General features: G+C 32.4%; 15 protein-coding genes. 10 read left to right on the forward strand and 5 right to left on the reverse strand.

Annotated elements, in window-relative coordinates; translation table 11 throughout:
- Positions 1–138 precede the first annotated feature (138 nt).
- Positions 139–840: a hypothetical protein gene (locus tag AAFU52_RS25685; protein ID WP_024770433.1), complete on the forward strand. Its 702-nt coding sequence runs from the start codon at positions 139–141 to the stop codon at positions 838–840.
- A 46-nt stretch (positions 841–886) separates the two neighbouring features.
- On the opposite strand, the gene pabB is transcribed toward AAFU52_RS25685, so the two are convergent.
- Both pabB and AAFU52_RS25695 read right to left on the reverse strand, forming a co-directional pair.
- Complete coding sequence (pabB, locus tag AAFU52_RS25690) at positions 887–2,194, reverse strand: aminodeoxychorismate synthase component I (RefSeq protein ID WP_438424393.1); 1,308 nt, start codon at positions 2,192–2,194, stop codon at positions 887–889.
- A gap of 7 nt (positions 2,195–2,201) precedes the next feature.
- Complete coding sequence (locus AAFU52_RS25695) at positions 2,202–2,738, reverse strand: NADPH-dependent FMN reductase (protein ID WP_438424395.1); 537 nt, start codon at positions 2,736–2,738, stop codon at positions 2,202–2,204.
- Positions 2,739–2,827: 89 nt separating this feature from the next.
- On the opposite strand from AAFU52_RS25695, the gene AAFU52_RS25700 reads away from it, so the two are divergent.
- Genes AAFU52_RS25700 through AAFU52_RS25730 form a run of 7 tightly spaced genes read left to right on the forward strand, consistent with a single transcriptional unit; the run spans position 2,828 to position 9,369 of the window.
- Positions 2,828–4,183 (forward strand): DEAD/DEAH box helicase, encoded by a 1,356-nt coding sequence (locus tag AAFU52_RS25700; protein ID WP_438424396.1) that lies wholly within the window; start codon positions 2,828–2,830, stop codon positions 4,181–4,183.
- 49 nt (positions 4,184–4,232) lie between these two features.
- Complete coding sequence (locus AAFU52_RS25705; protein WP_024770437.1) at positions 4,233–4,982, forward strand: NYN domain-containing protein; 750 nt, start codon at positions 4,233–4,235, stop codon at positions 4,980–4,982.
- Positions 4,983–5,007: 25 nt separating this feature from the next.
- Positions 5,008–6,000: a DUF1028 domain-containing protein gene (locus AAFU52_RS25710; RefSeq protein WP_438424399.1), complete on the forward strand. Its 993-nt coding sequence runs from the start codon at positions 5,008–5,010 to the stop codon at positions 5,998–6,000.
- Positions 6,001–6,025: 25 nt separating this feature from the next.
- Positions 6,026–6,562, forward strand: a complete 537-nt coding sequence (locus AAFU52_RS25715; protein WP_438424401.1) for a metal-dependent hydrolase — start codon at positions 6,026–6,028, stop codon at positions 6,560–6,562.
- A gap of 14 nt (positions 6,563–6,576) precedes the next feature.
- Positions 6,577–7,323 (forward strand): subclass B1 metallo-beta-lactamase, encoded by a 747-nt coding sequence (bla, locus tag AAFU52_RS25720; RefSeq protein WP_438424403.1) that lies wholly within the window; start codon positions 6,577–6,579, stop codon positions 7,321–7,323.
- A 6-nt stretch (positions 7,324–7,329) separates the two neighbouring features.
- The gene (locus AAFU52_RS25725; RefSeq protein WP_438424406.1) at positions 7,330–9,102 is read left to right on the forward strand and encodes an ABC transporter ATP-binding protein; all 1,773 of its coding nucleotides are present in this window, start codon (positions 7,330–7,332) and stop codon (positions 9,100–9,102) included.
- Positions 9,103–9,129: 27 nt separating this feature from the next.
- On the forward strand, positions 9,130–9,369 hold the full coding sequence (locus AAFU52_RS25730) for a CDGSH iron-sulfur domain-containing protein (protein WP_024770442.1): 240 nt from the start codon (positions 9,130–9,132) through the stop codon (positions 9,367–9,369).
- A 148-nt stretch (positions 9,370–9,517) separates the two neighbouring features.
- Here the strand turns inward: AAFU52_RS25730 and AAFU52_RS25735 are convergent, their stop codons facing one another.
- Genes AAFU52_RS25735 through AAFU52_RS25745 form a run of 3 tightly spaced genes read right to left on the reverse strand, consistent with a single transcriptional unit; the run spans position 9,518 to position 12,341 of the window.
- Positions 9,518–10,435 carry a TlpA family protein disulfide reductase gene (locus tag AAFU52_RS25735; RefSeq protein WP_024770443.1) on the reverse strand — a complete coding sequence of 306 codons (918 nt, stop codon included), beginning with the start codon at positions 10,433–10,435 and terminating at the stop codon, positions 9,518–9,520.
- Between the two features lie 5 nt (positions 10,436–10,440).
- Positions 10,441–10,878 (reverse strand): MotA/TolQ/ExbB proton channel family protein, encoded by a 438-nt coding sequence (locus AAFU52_RS25740; RefSeq protein WP_024770444.1) that lies wholly within the window; start codon positions 10,876–10,878, stop codon positions 10,441–10,443.
- Between the two features lie 23 nt (positions 10,879–10,901).
- On the reverse strand, positions 10,902–12,341 hold the full coding sequence (locus tag AAFU52_RS25745) for an alpha/beta hydrolase family protein (protein WP_438424409.1): 1,440 nt from the start codon (positions 12,339–12,341) through the stop codon (positions 10,902–10,904).
- 215 nt (positions 12,342–12,556) lie between these two features.
- Between AAFU52_RS25745 and AAFU52_RS25750 the strand changes: the two genes are divergently transcribed.
- Together AAFU52_RS25750 and AAFU52_RS25755 are read left to right on the forward strand one after the other, a co-directional pair.
- Positions 12,557–13,624 carry a sensor histidine kinase gene (locus AAFU52_RS25750; RefSeq protein WP_024770446.1) on the forward strand — a complete coding sequence of 356 codons (1,068 nt, stop codon included), beginning with the start codon at positions 12,557–12,559 and terminating at the stop codon, positions 13,622–13,624.
- Positions 13,621–14,331 (forward strand): LytR/AlgR family response regulator transcription factor, encoded by a 711-nt coding sequence (locus AAFU52_RS25755; RefSeq protein ID WP_438424411.1) that lies wholly within the window; start codon positions 13,621–13,623, stop codon positions 14,329–14,331. Before AAFU52_RS25750 ends, AAFU52_RS25755 begins: the two co-directional genes overlap by 4 nt.
- Positions 14,332–14,375: the final 44 nt, after the last annotated feature.

Here is a 14,375-nt window from a genome sequence, read left to right on the forward strand (position 1 = left end):
GTTTTTCAAATATACGATTTTGAATTGCGATAACAATCTTCTTTGAAAATTACATTTACATATTGATTATCAGGTTTTTAACACTTTATTTGGTTTGTTTTTATTATTTTTAGAAAGCAACTCTTAAATTACTGATAAATGAATAGGACACATGAATTACAAGAATTTTATGAGGCGGATGACCAAAGGGAATTTAGTAAAAAATTATTATCCATTGTACCACACTTACATCCCTATGTGAAGCACAGATTATATATTGCAGAAAGCGTAGGTATTTTACCTCAGAACATGTATTGTTCTAATGGTATTATAGATGATGCGATATTGAAACTTTATCATGATGATCTTGATGTCGAAATAGACACCTTATCTCTAGAGCTTAAACTCTTTAAAATTGCCGATGAGCTTATTGATGAATTACATATTCGTGAAGGTTGGCATCAAAGAAATATTAGCACCAGTTATTTTCTAAAAGAAGAACTCGAAAAACTTGAAGAGAATTATACCGTTGAAGGAGATAATGAACTTATTATGAAAGAAGAATTAGATGATATTTGTTATCATCAAAATTCTGAAGAAAAGCAGAGTTTTATATACAATGATATGGATTCTGATATTCTTAAAGTTATAGACTCTGAACCTTCCTCAGAGCATCGAAAACAGAAATTATTAGGTAAGTTCTATAGTTGGCTCCCAATCGAGACTTCTAAAATTATTGATCTTTTTGTTTTCGGAAGATTAAACTTTGAAGAAATTGCTAAAATTAAAGATATAACCGCACAAGAAGTCAAGGAAATTATCATTGATGTACGAAAGAGTTTTAGAAGGAATCTTATTTAGTTAGCAGTATTGAGTGACAGTTTTTATAATATTACCTGTATACTTTTTACTGCAATCCCTCTAACACCTCTCGCATTGCTTTTGCTTTAAGCAAACATTCTTCATATTCTTTATCGGGATCTGACTTAGCAGTTATAGCTCCCCCTACGGTATATGATATATATTGCCTTTCCTCATTATAGAGAATACTTCTAATCACTACATTAAAGTCAAAATCTCCATCCGGAGTAAAATATCCTACAGCTCCACTGTATAAACCTCTTTTAGATTTCTCAAGATTTTCTATGATTTGCATTGCAGAAATCTTGGGTGCCCCTGTCATACTTCCCATTGGGAAAGTAGTTTTGATAACATCAACAGGGGAAATGGTATCATCAATTGCCGAAGTCACTGTAGATATCATTTGATGTACTTGTTTAAACGAATATACCTTACACAATTCCTCTACGGTGACCGACCCTTTGGTTGCAGTTCTTGATAAGTCATTTCGTACCAGATCCACAATCATTACGTTTTCTGATCGCTCTTTGGGATCACTATATAGATCTGATATTAATTTTGTATCCTCATCAATGTCCTGAGACCTTTTTGCCGTCCCCTTTATGGGTTGAGAAATTATTTTTTGACCTTCTTTTCGCAAATAGCGTTCTGGTGAAGCTGATAGCAAATAGTGGTCATTCATTCTAAAAAATGTGGCAAAAGGAGGTTTTGAAATATCGTTTAAGTGATAATATGTCTGTAAAGGATCAATACAACTGTTTTTTGCAAAAAACTCCTGGCAAAAATTAGCTTCATAAATATCTCCCCGATGAATATGAGCAAGCATTTCATTAACCTTCTCTTTATATTCATCTTTTGTAATACGCAGGCTTATTTTTACCTTACCACAAGGTTGCTCTACAGTATCTTTTTTGAGTATTAAACTCTCAGAAATCGTCTTAAAATCTTCTTCTATTTCATCATCTACCATTCTTAAATAATGCATTTCAAGAATATTTCCTTTGAATAAAAAAAGTTTTTTAGGCTGAAAAAAATACAAATCCGGAAAACATAATTCATCCTGATTTGCAGAAATCAAGTCTTCTGTATCATTTTTAAGATCATAAGAAAGATATCCAAAAATCCAATCCGAAGTTAATCCCTGATATTCTTTTAATGTATCAAAACCATTATAATAATCGGTTTTTATAGTAGTAAAAGCGTCTACCGCCAATACAGCATCATAACTAGAATATTGCTGTGAATAGCTATTAGAATCCAGCCAAATAGCCTCTTCGAATTGCTGCCCCCAGTGTAATAGCTTAGTTTTAAATTCTGAAAAATCTTCTAAAGTATATTGTCGAACACTTCGCACTTGCTCATTAAATTTGATGTGCAAAAGTACTGAGAACTTCGTTTAATCCCAATAAAAGTGTCTCATCTGTTACGGTGTTTGATTCTATAGAAAAATTATCATAAAAAGAAGGGAAACTAAAACTCTCCGCTATTTCGGCTCCAAATCTGGGAAACACATTCTTAGCAAATTCTAATGAACTTAGTCCTCCTCTTTTTCCTGGAGAAGTACTCATCAGCAAAATTTTCTTTCCTTCCAGAAAATTACGATCCAATCGAGATAACCAATCTATTACATTTTTAAAAAAAGCACCCCAGCTACCATTATGTTCATTTACAGAAATAATCAATGCATCAGCCTCAGAGATTTCTTGTTTTAGTCCCATAACCATCCCCGGGAAACCATTATTTTTTTCTTCATCCTCGCTATACATCGGCATAGCATAATTTAACAGGTTAATTATTCTTATATCATGTCCTTTTATTTCTGAAACTACAAACTCTACGAGCTTATGGTTAATAGAAGTACTGCTATTAGAGCCTGCAAAGGCAATGATTTTCTTCATTAGTATTGTATTAGAAAGTCAAAAGTAACCAAAATGTTCACAGTCCCAAAATAAGGCTACCTTTGTAGCATCAAAAAAAAACAAATCAATTGACTTTTCGAGATTTAAATCTAAACACGCAACTTCTTAATTCCCTTGATGATTTAGGGTTTGAGACTCCTACTCCTATTCAGGAAAAAGCTTTTGCACCCGTAATGTCTGGAAAAGATGTTGTAGGTATTGCACAAACAGGTACTGGTAAAACATATGCCTATATGCTTCCGATTTTAAGGATGCTAAAATATTCTGTACAACAAAACCCAAGAATATTAGTATTAGTTCCTACACGAGAACTCGTTGTGCAGGTAGTTGATGAAATCGAAAAACTTGCTACATACACCAATGTACGAATAACAGGAGTATATGGAGGTACAAATATCAATACGCAAAAACAAGCTGTTTCGCAAGGTTTAGATATTGTAGTTGCCACTCCGGGACGTTTATATGATCTGGCAGTAAGCAGAGCGTTACAACTCAAATCGATTCAGAAACTGGTGATCGATGAAGTCGATGTAATGTTGGATTTAGGATTCAGACATCAATTAATGAACATTTTTGATATCCTTCCGCGGCAGCGACAAAATATTATGTTTTCGGCTACAATGACAGATGAAGTAGATCAAATGATTTCAGAAATATTTGTCAAACCACAAAAAATATCAATTGCAAAAAGTGGAACACCTCTTGAAAACATCAAACAGTATGGTTACAAGGTTCCTAATTTTTACACAAAAGTAAACCTACTGGAACAATTGCTTTCTGATAAAGAAACCTATCACAAAACTTTAATTTTTGTTGGTTTTAAAAAGATTGCCGATCGTTTGTTTGAACAGTTAGAAGAAAAATATGCAGAAGAGATTTGTATTATCCATTCTAACAAAACTCAAAATTATAGATTGCGAAGTATCGAGCAATTTAGAAAAGGAGAAAATCGAATATTGATTGCTACAGATGTAATGGCCAGGGGGCTGGATATAGAAAATGTAAGTCAGGTAATTAATTTAGATACCCCAGAATATCCAGAAAATTATATGCACCGTATTGGTAGAACCGGTCGTGCAGAAAAAGAAGGAGTTTCGTTTGTACTTACTACAGAAAAAGAACAAGAGCATCTGGATGCTATCGAAAGTTTGATGGAGATGAAAATCGAGCAATTAGATATTCCTGTAGGTGTAGAAATCTCTGATCAGCTTACTCCCGAAGAACAACCCAAAATTAAAGAAATCAACAATCCTCATAAACGACCCAATGATGAAGTTGGAGCTTCTTTTCATGAAAAGTCAGCAAAAAATAAAAAAGTAAACCTGGGAGGTTCATACCAACGAGAAATTAAGAAAAAATATAAAAAACCTAAAACCAAAGGAGATAAAACATATAACTTAAAAAACAAAAACAAGAAACGATAATATAATTGATTTTGTTTTTTTTTAGATTGAACTCTTCTAATACCTTTTTATGGATTTAAATCTTGCAGTATTAATCGATGGTGATAATATACCATCTTCGTACATAAAAGAAATGATGGAAGAAATTGCAAAATATGGCAATCCAACTATCAAAAGAATTTATGGAGACTGGACAAAACCAGATCTTACAAAGTGGAAAAAAATTCTTCTAGAGAATGCAATAACACCAATCCAGCAATATGGATATACAAAAGGTAAAAATGCTACAGATTCTGCAATGATTATAGATGCAATGGATATTCTATATTCTGAAAAAGTAACTGGCTTCTGTTTAGTATCCAGTGATAGTGATTTTACTCGTTTAGCAACTAGACTTAGAGAGGCAGGGATGAAAGTCTTTGGAATAGGAGAAAAAAAGACTCCAAACCCATTTATTGTAGCTTGTGATAAATTTATTTACCTCGAAATTCTTAAATACGAAGCAGAAGAAAATGAATCAGAATCTATTGATACTACATCCGTTTCTAAAAATAGTGTTGATAAAATCACTTCAAAAGAGATTAAACTAATCTCACATACCATATCCGACGTAGCCGATGACGATGGCTGGGCTTTTCTTGGAGATGTTGGTAGTCTGCTACAAAAAAAACAACCAAATTTTGATTCCAGAAACTACGGTTTTCAAAAATTGACCCCTTTAATCAAGTCAATTAAAAATTTTGAAATTGAACAACGTGAAGCTGCTAAAGGACGGTCTAAGTTAATTTATGTGCGGAATAAAAGGCAACGAAAAAAATAAGCTAATTGCAACAAAAAATATAGATATGAAATCATTAGTAGTAAAAGGAGGAATATTTTTCATTATTCTAATATCCTTTCAGATGGAAGCTCAACAGGTCTATAAAGAAAAGTTTGCACATACTTTTTCTATTGTAGCAAGAGATAAGGCAACTGGAGAAATGGCAGTAGGAGTCCAAAGTCATTGGTTTTCTGTAGGATCGATTGTATCCTGGGGTCAATCTGGTGTTGGTGTAGTAGCAACACAATCTTTTGTTAATCCAGCATACGGCCCTAACGGCCTTAAACTTATGTCTCAAGGTAAAAGTGCCAAAGAAGCACTCGATCTTCTGGTAGCAAAAGATGATGGAAAAGATTTTAGACAAGTAGCATTTCTGGATGTAAAAGGTAATGCAGCTGCTTTTACAGGTGAAAAATGTATTGTTTCTGCGCATCATATCGTTGGAGATAACTACGCTGTACAAGCCAATATGATGCTTAATGACAAAGTAGTTCCTGCAATGGCCAAAGCTTTTGAAGAGCATAAAGACCTACCACTGGCAGATCGTGTAGTCAAAGTTCTAATAGCTGCTCAGAAAGCAGGAGGAGATATCAGAGGTAAGCAATCTGCTGCACTGGTGGTTGTGAATGCTAAACCAGCTAAAAATTCTTGGGAAGATAAAAAAGTTAACCTAAGAATAGATGATCACGCAACACCATTAGTAGAATTACAACGCCTATTACAAGTACACAAAGCCTATGAATACATGAATAAAGGAGATCTGGCAGTAGAAGTCGGAGATATGGAAATGGCTCTCCAAGCCTATGGAGCTGCAGAACAATTATTTCCTGAAAATTTAGAAATGAAGTATTGGAAAGCAGTAGCTTTGGCCAATAACAAAAGGCTTGATGAAGCATTGCCTATATTTAAGCAGATTTTTGATAAAGATGAAAACTGGAGAGAACTTACCAAAAGGCTCCCAAAATCCGGGTTATTAACCGTATCAAAAATACAACTTGATCAAATTCTTAAATTATAAAATTAATTAAAAACCAGAATTCTCATTGGCCTCTATCTTTGCTCATGGATTTACAGCATATGCGTTTGGTAAAAGTTTTTCGAAAGAGATCTATACCAAAAAATTATGGATATTAGGAATTATCTGTTCAATCCTTCCCGATGCAGATGTTATAGGTTTTAAATATGGGATTACCTATGAAAGTTTTTGGGGACATCGGGGGTTTTCTCATTCATTATTTTTTGCTTTGCTTCTGGGGGTTATCGTTACTTTTATTTTCTATTCTAAAAAGACATTTACCAAAACAGGAGCTGCACTAATCTTATATTTTACCATTTGCACAGCTTTTCATGGTGTTCTCGATGCAATGACCACAGGAGGGCTTGGGATTGCATTCTTCTCTCCTTTTGATACTACCCGATATTTTTTTCCGTGGCGACCGATTCAAGTATCCCCGATTGGTGTTAGTAAATTTTTTAGCGCCTGGGGCATTAAAGTAGTGTTAAGTGAGTTGATCTGGATCGTGATACCAACAAGTATTTATATCTTAGTGATTCGTTATATCAGAAAACGCAAAAACTAACTTCGAAATAAACAATGAAAAACACTATTAAGCCTCTATTTCTTTTAGTGGTATTGTTATGCATGTACTCATGTAAAAAAGATCAAACTCACGAAGTCATTACAGTATCAGAAGAGCTTCAAATCAAAAAAATTAATGAACATAGCTATATACACACATCATACCTTTTATTTAAAAATGGAGTAAAGTTTCCATGTAATGGATTTATTTACACAAATAATGGTGAAGGATATATATTTGATAGCCCTGCAAATGACAAGGCAGCAATAGAATTGATAAACTGGCTTAAAATTGATATGAAAATTAGCATAAAAGGCGTGGTTTTTAACCATTTTCATGATGATTGCACAAAAGGATTTGAGATTTTTAAAAAAGAAGGAATTTCTACTATTGCCAGTAAAAAAACTACTGAATTACTATTAAAAGAAGGGAAAATCAAACCAGATCAGATTTTTGATAAATCTTTAGAATTAAAATTAGATAACAAAATAGTCATCAATTCTTTTTTTGGTGAAGCGCATACAATAGACAATATCACCTCTTACTTTCCTGATGAAGAACTTCTTTTTGGAGGCTGCATGATTAAAAGTATAGATGCTAAAAAAGGAAATCTTGAAGATGCCAATATAAAAGAATGGTCAACTACTGTTTCTAAAATCAAAGAAAAGTATCCCAAAGTAGAAATTGTAATCCCGGGGCATGGAGCTCACGGCGGACAGGAGTTACTAGAGTATACTATTTCTTTATTTAAAGCTGAATGATAATATATGAAAGAATTTCAAAATAACACTTCATCAAAAGACAAAAGAAAATCAAAAGTAACCATAGGGCAAGCTTTTAAAACCATTATATGGCCAAGAAAAAATCTTGTTTTTATTGGACTATTATTAATTGTCCTAAGTAGATTAGCTAGTTTGGTATTACCTATGGCTAGTAAATATCTAATGGATGATGTTATCGCCAAAAAAGATTACGAAATGCTAAAAATGCTTTTGATTGGTGTAGGTCTGGCAATTCTGGTTCAAGCGATAACATCATTCCTTTTAACCAGAATACTAAGTGTACAAGCACAATTTCTAATTTCAGAATTAAGAGCACAAGTACAGAAAAAAGTACTCTCCCTACCTATTAGTTTTTTTGACAACACAAAATCCGGAGCATTGGTATCTCGTATTATGAGTGATGTAGAAGGAGTTAGAAATCTTATTGGTACCGGATTAGTACAATTGGTTGGGGGCACAATTACAGCTATTATTTCATTGGTATTACTTATCCGAATTAGCCCATCGATGACATTATTTGTGCTGGTTCCCGTATCTGTATTCGGAATCGTAGCTTTAAAAGCATTCAAATATATTCGTCCAATTTTCAGAAAACGAGGAGTTATCAATGCAGAAGTTAAAGGTAGATTGACCGAGACTCTTGCCGGAGTACGAGTGATAAAAGGATTTAATGCCGAGGCGCAGGAAAACAAAACGTTTGAAGAAGGAGTAGATCGATTATTTCAAAATGTAAAAAAGAGTTTAACGGCTACAGCAATAATGACTAGTTCTTCAACATTTTTATTGGGTATTGCTTCTACCGGAATCATGGGGATTGGTGGATATAAAATTATGATCGATGAGTTAACCATTGGAGATTTCCTTTCCTTCACATTATTACTCGGGTTTATGATTGCCCCGATTGTACAAATGAGTAATATCGGAAGTCAGTTAACTGAAGCGCTAGCAGGCCTGGATCGTACCGAAGAGTTAATGAATATGACTCCAGAAGAAGAAATAGAGGATCGAAATATCACCTTAGATAATATAACAGGAAATATCATCTTTGACAATGTTTCATTTTCATACGAAGAAGGAAAAGAAGTACTGCATAATATTAGTTTTAAAGCTCCCTCGGGATCTGTAACTGCTTTGGTTGGTAGTTCTGGTTCTGGTAAATCTACCATTGCCGGATTAGCAGCTACATTCTTAAATCCAAAATCAGGAACCATTACTATTGATGATAATGATATTTCTAAAGTAAAGCTACATAGTTTCCGACGTAACCTTGGAGTAGTATTACAAGATGAGTTCTTATTTGAAGGCTCGATTAGAGAGAATATTTTATTTCCTAATCCAGGTGCGACAGAGGCGCAATTACAGCAAGCTGTAAAAGCATCATACGTGAATGAATTTACAGATCGTTTTGATGATGGATTAGACACTTTGATAGGAGAACGAGGTGTAAAACTTTCTGGAGGACAACGACAGCGAATTGCAATTGCCAGAGCTATTCTCGCAGATCCTAAAATTATTATTCTTGATGAAGCAACATCCAATCTGGATACAGAAAGTGAAGCTTTGATTCAAAAAAGTCTTGGTGAATTAATGAAAGGCAGAACTACTTTTGTTATCGCACACAGGTTAAGTACAATCAAAAAAGCAGATCAAATTTTGGTTATCGAATCTGGTAACATAGCAGAACACGGTAATCATGATGAACTTATCGCTGCAGAAGGCAGGTATTTTGATCTATACACATATCAAGCTAGAATTTAGTATTTTTAGAATACAAAAATCAAGCTTATGAAAAATAACATTAGAGGTGGTGATGCGCCAATAGCATGCCAATTAGAGGTTGACAAAAACTATGCTTGGTGTTCTTGTGGGCATAGTACAGATCAACCGTTTTGCAATGGTAACCATAAAAAAACAGGAGGGTCTCCTCCTATCATTTTTTGTGTAGAAGAAACGAAAGAGGCTTATTTATGTACGTGTAAGCAGACCAGCAATCCTCCATATTGTGATGGATCACACAGCAATTAAACAAAAAACCATATAGAAATTTAAGATCAAGAAACGTTTGATTCTAAACATACTACAATCAACAGGTTTTATATTTTTATTTGTTGATTTTGATGAGGTAGCATTATAAAAAGTGATTTGCTACCTCTATCATTAAAATCGATATATATTACTGTATCGTTTTTTGTTTTTGAATGAATGATTGTAATTTATTTTTATCCTTTAATACTACTTTGGTGTATTCTATGTCATTGCTTTGTTTAAAAACTCCTTCAGGGCTAACAATACAATGAAAAGGAATCTCAGAAAAATAAAATTTCTGCATTGTTTCGGGATCATTATCATTGGTGTTCAATTGAATTCCTTTTGGATTTTTATTGGTTATATATTTTCCCCACCGTTTTGTATCTCGATCTATTGAAATATCAATAAATATAATACTCTCATCCTCTATAAATTCATTTTTCATTTGTTCGAGTATAGGCTTTTCTGCTATACAAGGAGGACACCAGGTGGCCCAAAAAGTGATATATAATGTTTTTCCTTTATAACTATTTAAAGAAATTAAATTTCCTTCTGAATCAATATATTCTATATCTGGTAAATAATTATCTGAGCTTGTATTAAAATCCCATAACTTCTGAGCATGTACTAAGTCTCCACCCTGCGTTACTTTAAATCCTTTTTGTAATAAAATCAAAGGTTGAGAAAGTAAAAAATAAGTAAACACAAAAATCAAAATGAAGGCAGAAGATACTTTATACACTTTTTTCACCTCTTTTCTTGAAACTATCAGTGTCAAAACTCCAATGATGATAAGCACTATTATAAAAGGAAAATACAAAAACCTAAATGGCTTAAAAATCAAAAGTGGGAGAAACAGAAAAGGAAGATATTGTATAGGAGTATTTTTATTTATCGTTCCGCCTATATAAAACCCCAATATGCATATCAAAATAGGCACCCATTTTAGTAATGCAGGGTTATAAATAGGGAGTACTTTGAGGAATAGAAAAAACAACGCAAATAATAGTATTGTGAAAGAAAGAATTCCCAAAAGAATTTTAAAAATTGATTTCTTGATCATAACTTTTATTCTATTTCTTTATCTATCCATGTAAAAATAATTGTAGCAATTCTTGAAACTATGAAAACAAAAAAACCAAAGACTGCAGGAAGTGCAGATACTTTTAATCCACTTGCAAAAACATGAGTAGAGATTTCATCTATTATTTCTACTTTATCAAACATTCCTACAATACCTATTAATTGCCCTAATAAACCCCATACTAATGTTAAAAGCCCCATAGAATTGATCAGGCTTATATATTTTTCTGAAGAAACACCTCTTTGTATTATTACCAATGTGTTTTTGATAATGATAAATAATACTAACAACAACATAATAACTATTGGTATCATAAAGAACATCCCTCCTTCTTCTATTCTATTACCGATGAATGTAAAGATCGATGAAGTTTCATTTTGTAAAATAAATAGCTTTGTAATATTGAGAATTAAACTGATCATTCTATAAAATCTATTTTAAAAAGTTATTTTTTGATAATTTCTATTTCCGGGTACTCTTTCCTTGTAAAAGCTCTTTTTATCTCTAATGGTTGTTGTTTAACATATTTATTAAAAAAAGTAAGAATCAATTGATTAGTAATATAAGACATTCTTTCTGGATCGATTTCTCCTGTTTCTGTAAGTGAATGGATTTTTGACCAATACCCAAGATCTCCAAAATTAGCATGACCTGTCGACTTTACTGTAGCTAAATAGTAATCATTTTTTGCCACTTGATCGTATACATAGAAGTTTGGAGTGAAAAATTTATCATAATTTCTGTCGGCATGCATTACCAAGAGTGGTGTTGTCAAGGTTGTATCGATCACCCTTCCAAATTGTGCTCCATCCATATTGATTACTCCCTTAATCTTATTATTTACTGAAGCATTTTGCACTACCGCTGCTCCTCCCCATGAATGCCCCAATAATCCAACTTGATTCATATTTAATTTTTGATATAAAAAGCTATTCGAATCCTCGTTTAACAAGGCCAATTGATCTATAACAAACGAAATATCATCTGACCATCTATCAAGGCTTTCAAAATAAGGTAAATAACGTATCAACTCATAGGCTGCCTTATTGCCTCGTTTATCTTTTGTATTGAGTGCTAAATCCATCTTCTTTTTTACAAAACCAAAATCCACCTCTGTATTCATCTTGTCAATATTTTTTTGACTCCATTTGATTTGCTTTCCTTGATATTCTGTAAGAAAGGACTCATATGTATGATGTATTGCAAAAACCACATATCCTTGACTTACAATTTCTTCAATAATCGAAGTATACATTTCACTATTCCATAATAATCCATGAGATAAAACCACAACAGGTAACTGTTTATCTTTTATAATAGGAAGTGATTTTTGAGTATGAGTCTTTGTAAGATCAAAATGTGTAGCAATGATAGAAGGCATACCTTTACTTTCTACAAAAGCTTCTGCATATCCATGATCCATATAACGTATAGGGTTTGTAATTTCAAGATTAGAAGGATAGTATGCCTCTATTTTTAACTTTCTATAATCTCCTTTTTCTTTCGAAAGTGTTTCTTCTCGTGTTTTGTCTTCAAGATACAACGATTCTAATCCCACTGAAAAAGCACCAGATGGTTCTGGAAACTCAATTACTGGCATTATAATGCAGAGAACAATACTAATTATGGTAATAATCAATCCTAAACCACCTAATAAAACCCTTACTACTTTTCTAATGTTTGGGACATAGTACAACAATAAACTTATCAAAAGTGTGGTATACCCAAAATACATTTGCCATCTAACTCCTTCTACTAACCAATGAAGTACAAAAAAAACGACACTAGTGTAAAAAAGCCATTTTTTGACCTTTAAATATTGTGTAAAAAAACAGATTAAAAACCCTATTAATGAAAGAAGTAAAAAAGATTCTAATATTCGCATTGGTTATTTTATGATTTATTTTGAATCAAAACTAACCACATTGGATTTACCTCATTGCTTATTTGCGACAAACTACCAAATTAGCTTTACTTATACCTTAAATAGTACCAAAAATGCGATAAACCTGTAAAAAGCCAAATCAATTTGGCTTTTCATCTCGTTAATAATGTTGTTTAAAAAAATATATAGATATTACGCTCTATTTTGTTTAGCCAATGATTTCTAAAAAGTTTGTATTAAAAATAATTGTAGAATTATTACTTCATATCATCTTTTGGATTGTAGTATTGGTTTGCTATACCTATTTCTTTGGGCATAATACAGACAACATAAGTTATGTTTTTTCTTTTTCCCTATTCTTAATGCCTGTTACCATTGGAACTACCTACACTATAATTAATCATCTAATTCCAAAATATTTATTAAAAGAAAAGTATTTACTTTTCCTGCTATACTGCATATATACCATTATTATTTCTGCTTTTTTTATCACTATTTCATTTTTTTACGGGTTGATTTTTTTATCATCTCTAAAATTAGAAGGGATGGCTCCTATGACCAGAAGTCCTTTTTTTCTCTTCATTGCAGTATACTTTGTTGTCTTTGTTGCCAGTGCTTTTAGTTTGGTAAGACATAATTATAAATCAAACTCAGCAAACCGAGAACTGCAGCATAAAGTCTTAGAGGCTCAACTTAAACTTAAAGAGCAAGAATTACATTATCTCAAAATGCAAATTCACCCTCATTTCCTTTTCAATACATTAAATACTATGTATGGATTTGCATTAAAAAAATCTGAAGAAACTCCAGAAATGATCTTGAGACTTTCTAATCTATTAGACTACCTCTTATATCAAGTAGATAAGCCTCTAGTATCATTAAAACAGGAATTAGATCATATCAAAGATTATGTTACTTTAGAAAAAATGCGATTTAATGATACGCTAGATGTAACTATGAATTTTGAAGACGTAAACGATTCTATTCATATTGCTCCTATGCTATTAATTCCATTTGTAGAAAACAGTTTTAAGCATGGTCAAATAAGGAATAAAAAATTATCTATTTATATGAAACTAACATATATAAATAACGTAGTACATTTTAGTATTAAAAATTCAGTTTATAGTTCTTCTGAAAATGATGATGGCATTGGCTTGTCTAACATAAAAAAAAGGCTTTCCTCATTGTATAACAATAACCATGAATTATTAATTTCTAAAGATGAACATTGGCATAGTGTCGAATTAAAACTAAACACTTCTAAAACAAAAAACCTATGAACAACAAAATATCCTGTATCATAGTAGATGATGAGCCTACCGCAAGGGAGATTATCTCCTCTCACCTATCAAAAATTGATCGTATTGAGGTTGTAGCAACTTGTAGTAATGCTCTAGAAGCGTTTAATTGTATTAATACCCAAAAAGTAGATCTTATTTTCCTGGATATCAATATGCCTGAGATTTCGGGGATTTCTTTTGCAAAATCTATTAATAAGGATATCAAAATTATATTTACTACCGCTTATCGCGAATACGCTATTGATGGTTTTGATCTTCATGCAGTAGATTATTTATTAAAACCTATCGCTTATGAACGATTACTAAATGCCATACATAATTATTTTGAAGTATATCATAAGGCAGAATCATCAAAAGCTATCGAAGCCAGTTCGAATGAATTTATTTTTGTTCGATCAGATCGAAGGATGAAAAAAGTTGATTTTTCTGAAATTATTTACGTCGAAAGTTATAGTGATTATGTAAAAATCCATTGCCCATCAAATACTGTTATCACTAGAGAAACAATAAGTACAATCGAATCCAAATTACCGCAGCAATATTTTATGCGAACCCATCGATCTTATATTATCTCTATTTCGAGGATAGATTCATTTTCTAACGAAGAAATCATAGTTGGTAAGAAATCTATCCCTATTAGCAGAAATTATAAAGCTGAAGTACTAGGAAGATTAGAGGGGATATAAAAAAACCACCTTACGCAAGGTGGTTTTTTTATATTTAGAAAATT

It is taken from the genome of Aquimarina macrocephali (genome assembly GCF_051627225.1).
Lineage (GTDB): Bacteria > Bacteroidota > Bacteroidia > Flavobacteriales > Flavobacteriaceae > Aquimarina > Aquimarina macrocephali.

Bases quoted from the DNA above. Each gene is read 5' to 3' on its own strand.
- AAFU52_RS25740 (WP_024770444.1), bottom strand. From the start codon at position 10,878: ATGATCAGTTTAATTCTCAATATTACAAAGCTATTTATTTTACAAAAT.
- AAFU52_RS25730 (WP_024770442.1), top strand. From the start codon at position 9,130: ATGAAAAATAACATTAGAGGTGGTGATGCGCCAATAGCATGCCAATTA.
- AAFU52_RS25735 (WP_024770443.1), bottom strand. From the start codon at position 10,435: ATGATCAAGAAATCAATTTTTAAAATTCTTTTGGGAATTCTTTCTTTC.
- bla (WP_438424403.1), top strand. From the start codon at position 6,577: ATGAAAAACACTATTAAGCCTCTATTTCTTTTAGTGGTATTGTTATGC.
- AAFU52_RS25695 (WP_438424395.1), bottom strand. From the start codon at position 2,738: ATGAAGAAAATCATTGCCTTTGCAGGCTCTAATAGCAGTACTTCTATT.
- AAFU52_RS25755 (WP_438424411.1), top strand. From the start codon at position 13,621: ATGAACAACAAAATATCCTGTATCATAGTAGATGATGAGCCTACCGCA.
- AAFU52_RS25745 (WP_438424409.1), bottom strand. From the start codon at position 12,341: ATGCGAATATTAGAATCTTTTTTACTTCTTTCATTAATAGGGTTTTTA.
- AAFU52_RS25685 (WP_024770433.1), top strand. From the start codon at position 139: ATGAATAGGACACATGAATTACAAGAATTTTATGAGGCGGATGACCAA.
- AAFU52_RS25705 (WP_024770437.1), top strand. From the start codon at position 4,233: ATGGATTTAAATCTTGCAGTATTAATCGATGGTGATAATATACCATCT.
- AAFU52_RS25750 (WP_024770446.1), top strand. From the start codon at position 12,557: ATGATTTCTAAAAAGTTTGTATTAAAAATAATTGTAGAATTATTACTT.
- AAFU52_RS25725 (WP_438424406.1), top strand. From the start codon at position 7,330: ATGAAAGAATTTCAAAATAACACTTCATCAAAAGACAAAAGAAAATCA.
- AAFU52_RS25710 (WP_438424399.1), top strand. From the start codon at position 5,008: ATGAAATCATTAGTAGTAAAAGGAGGAATATTTTTCATTATTCTAATA.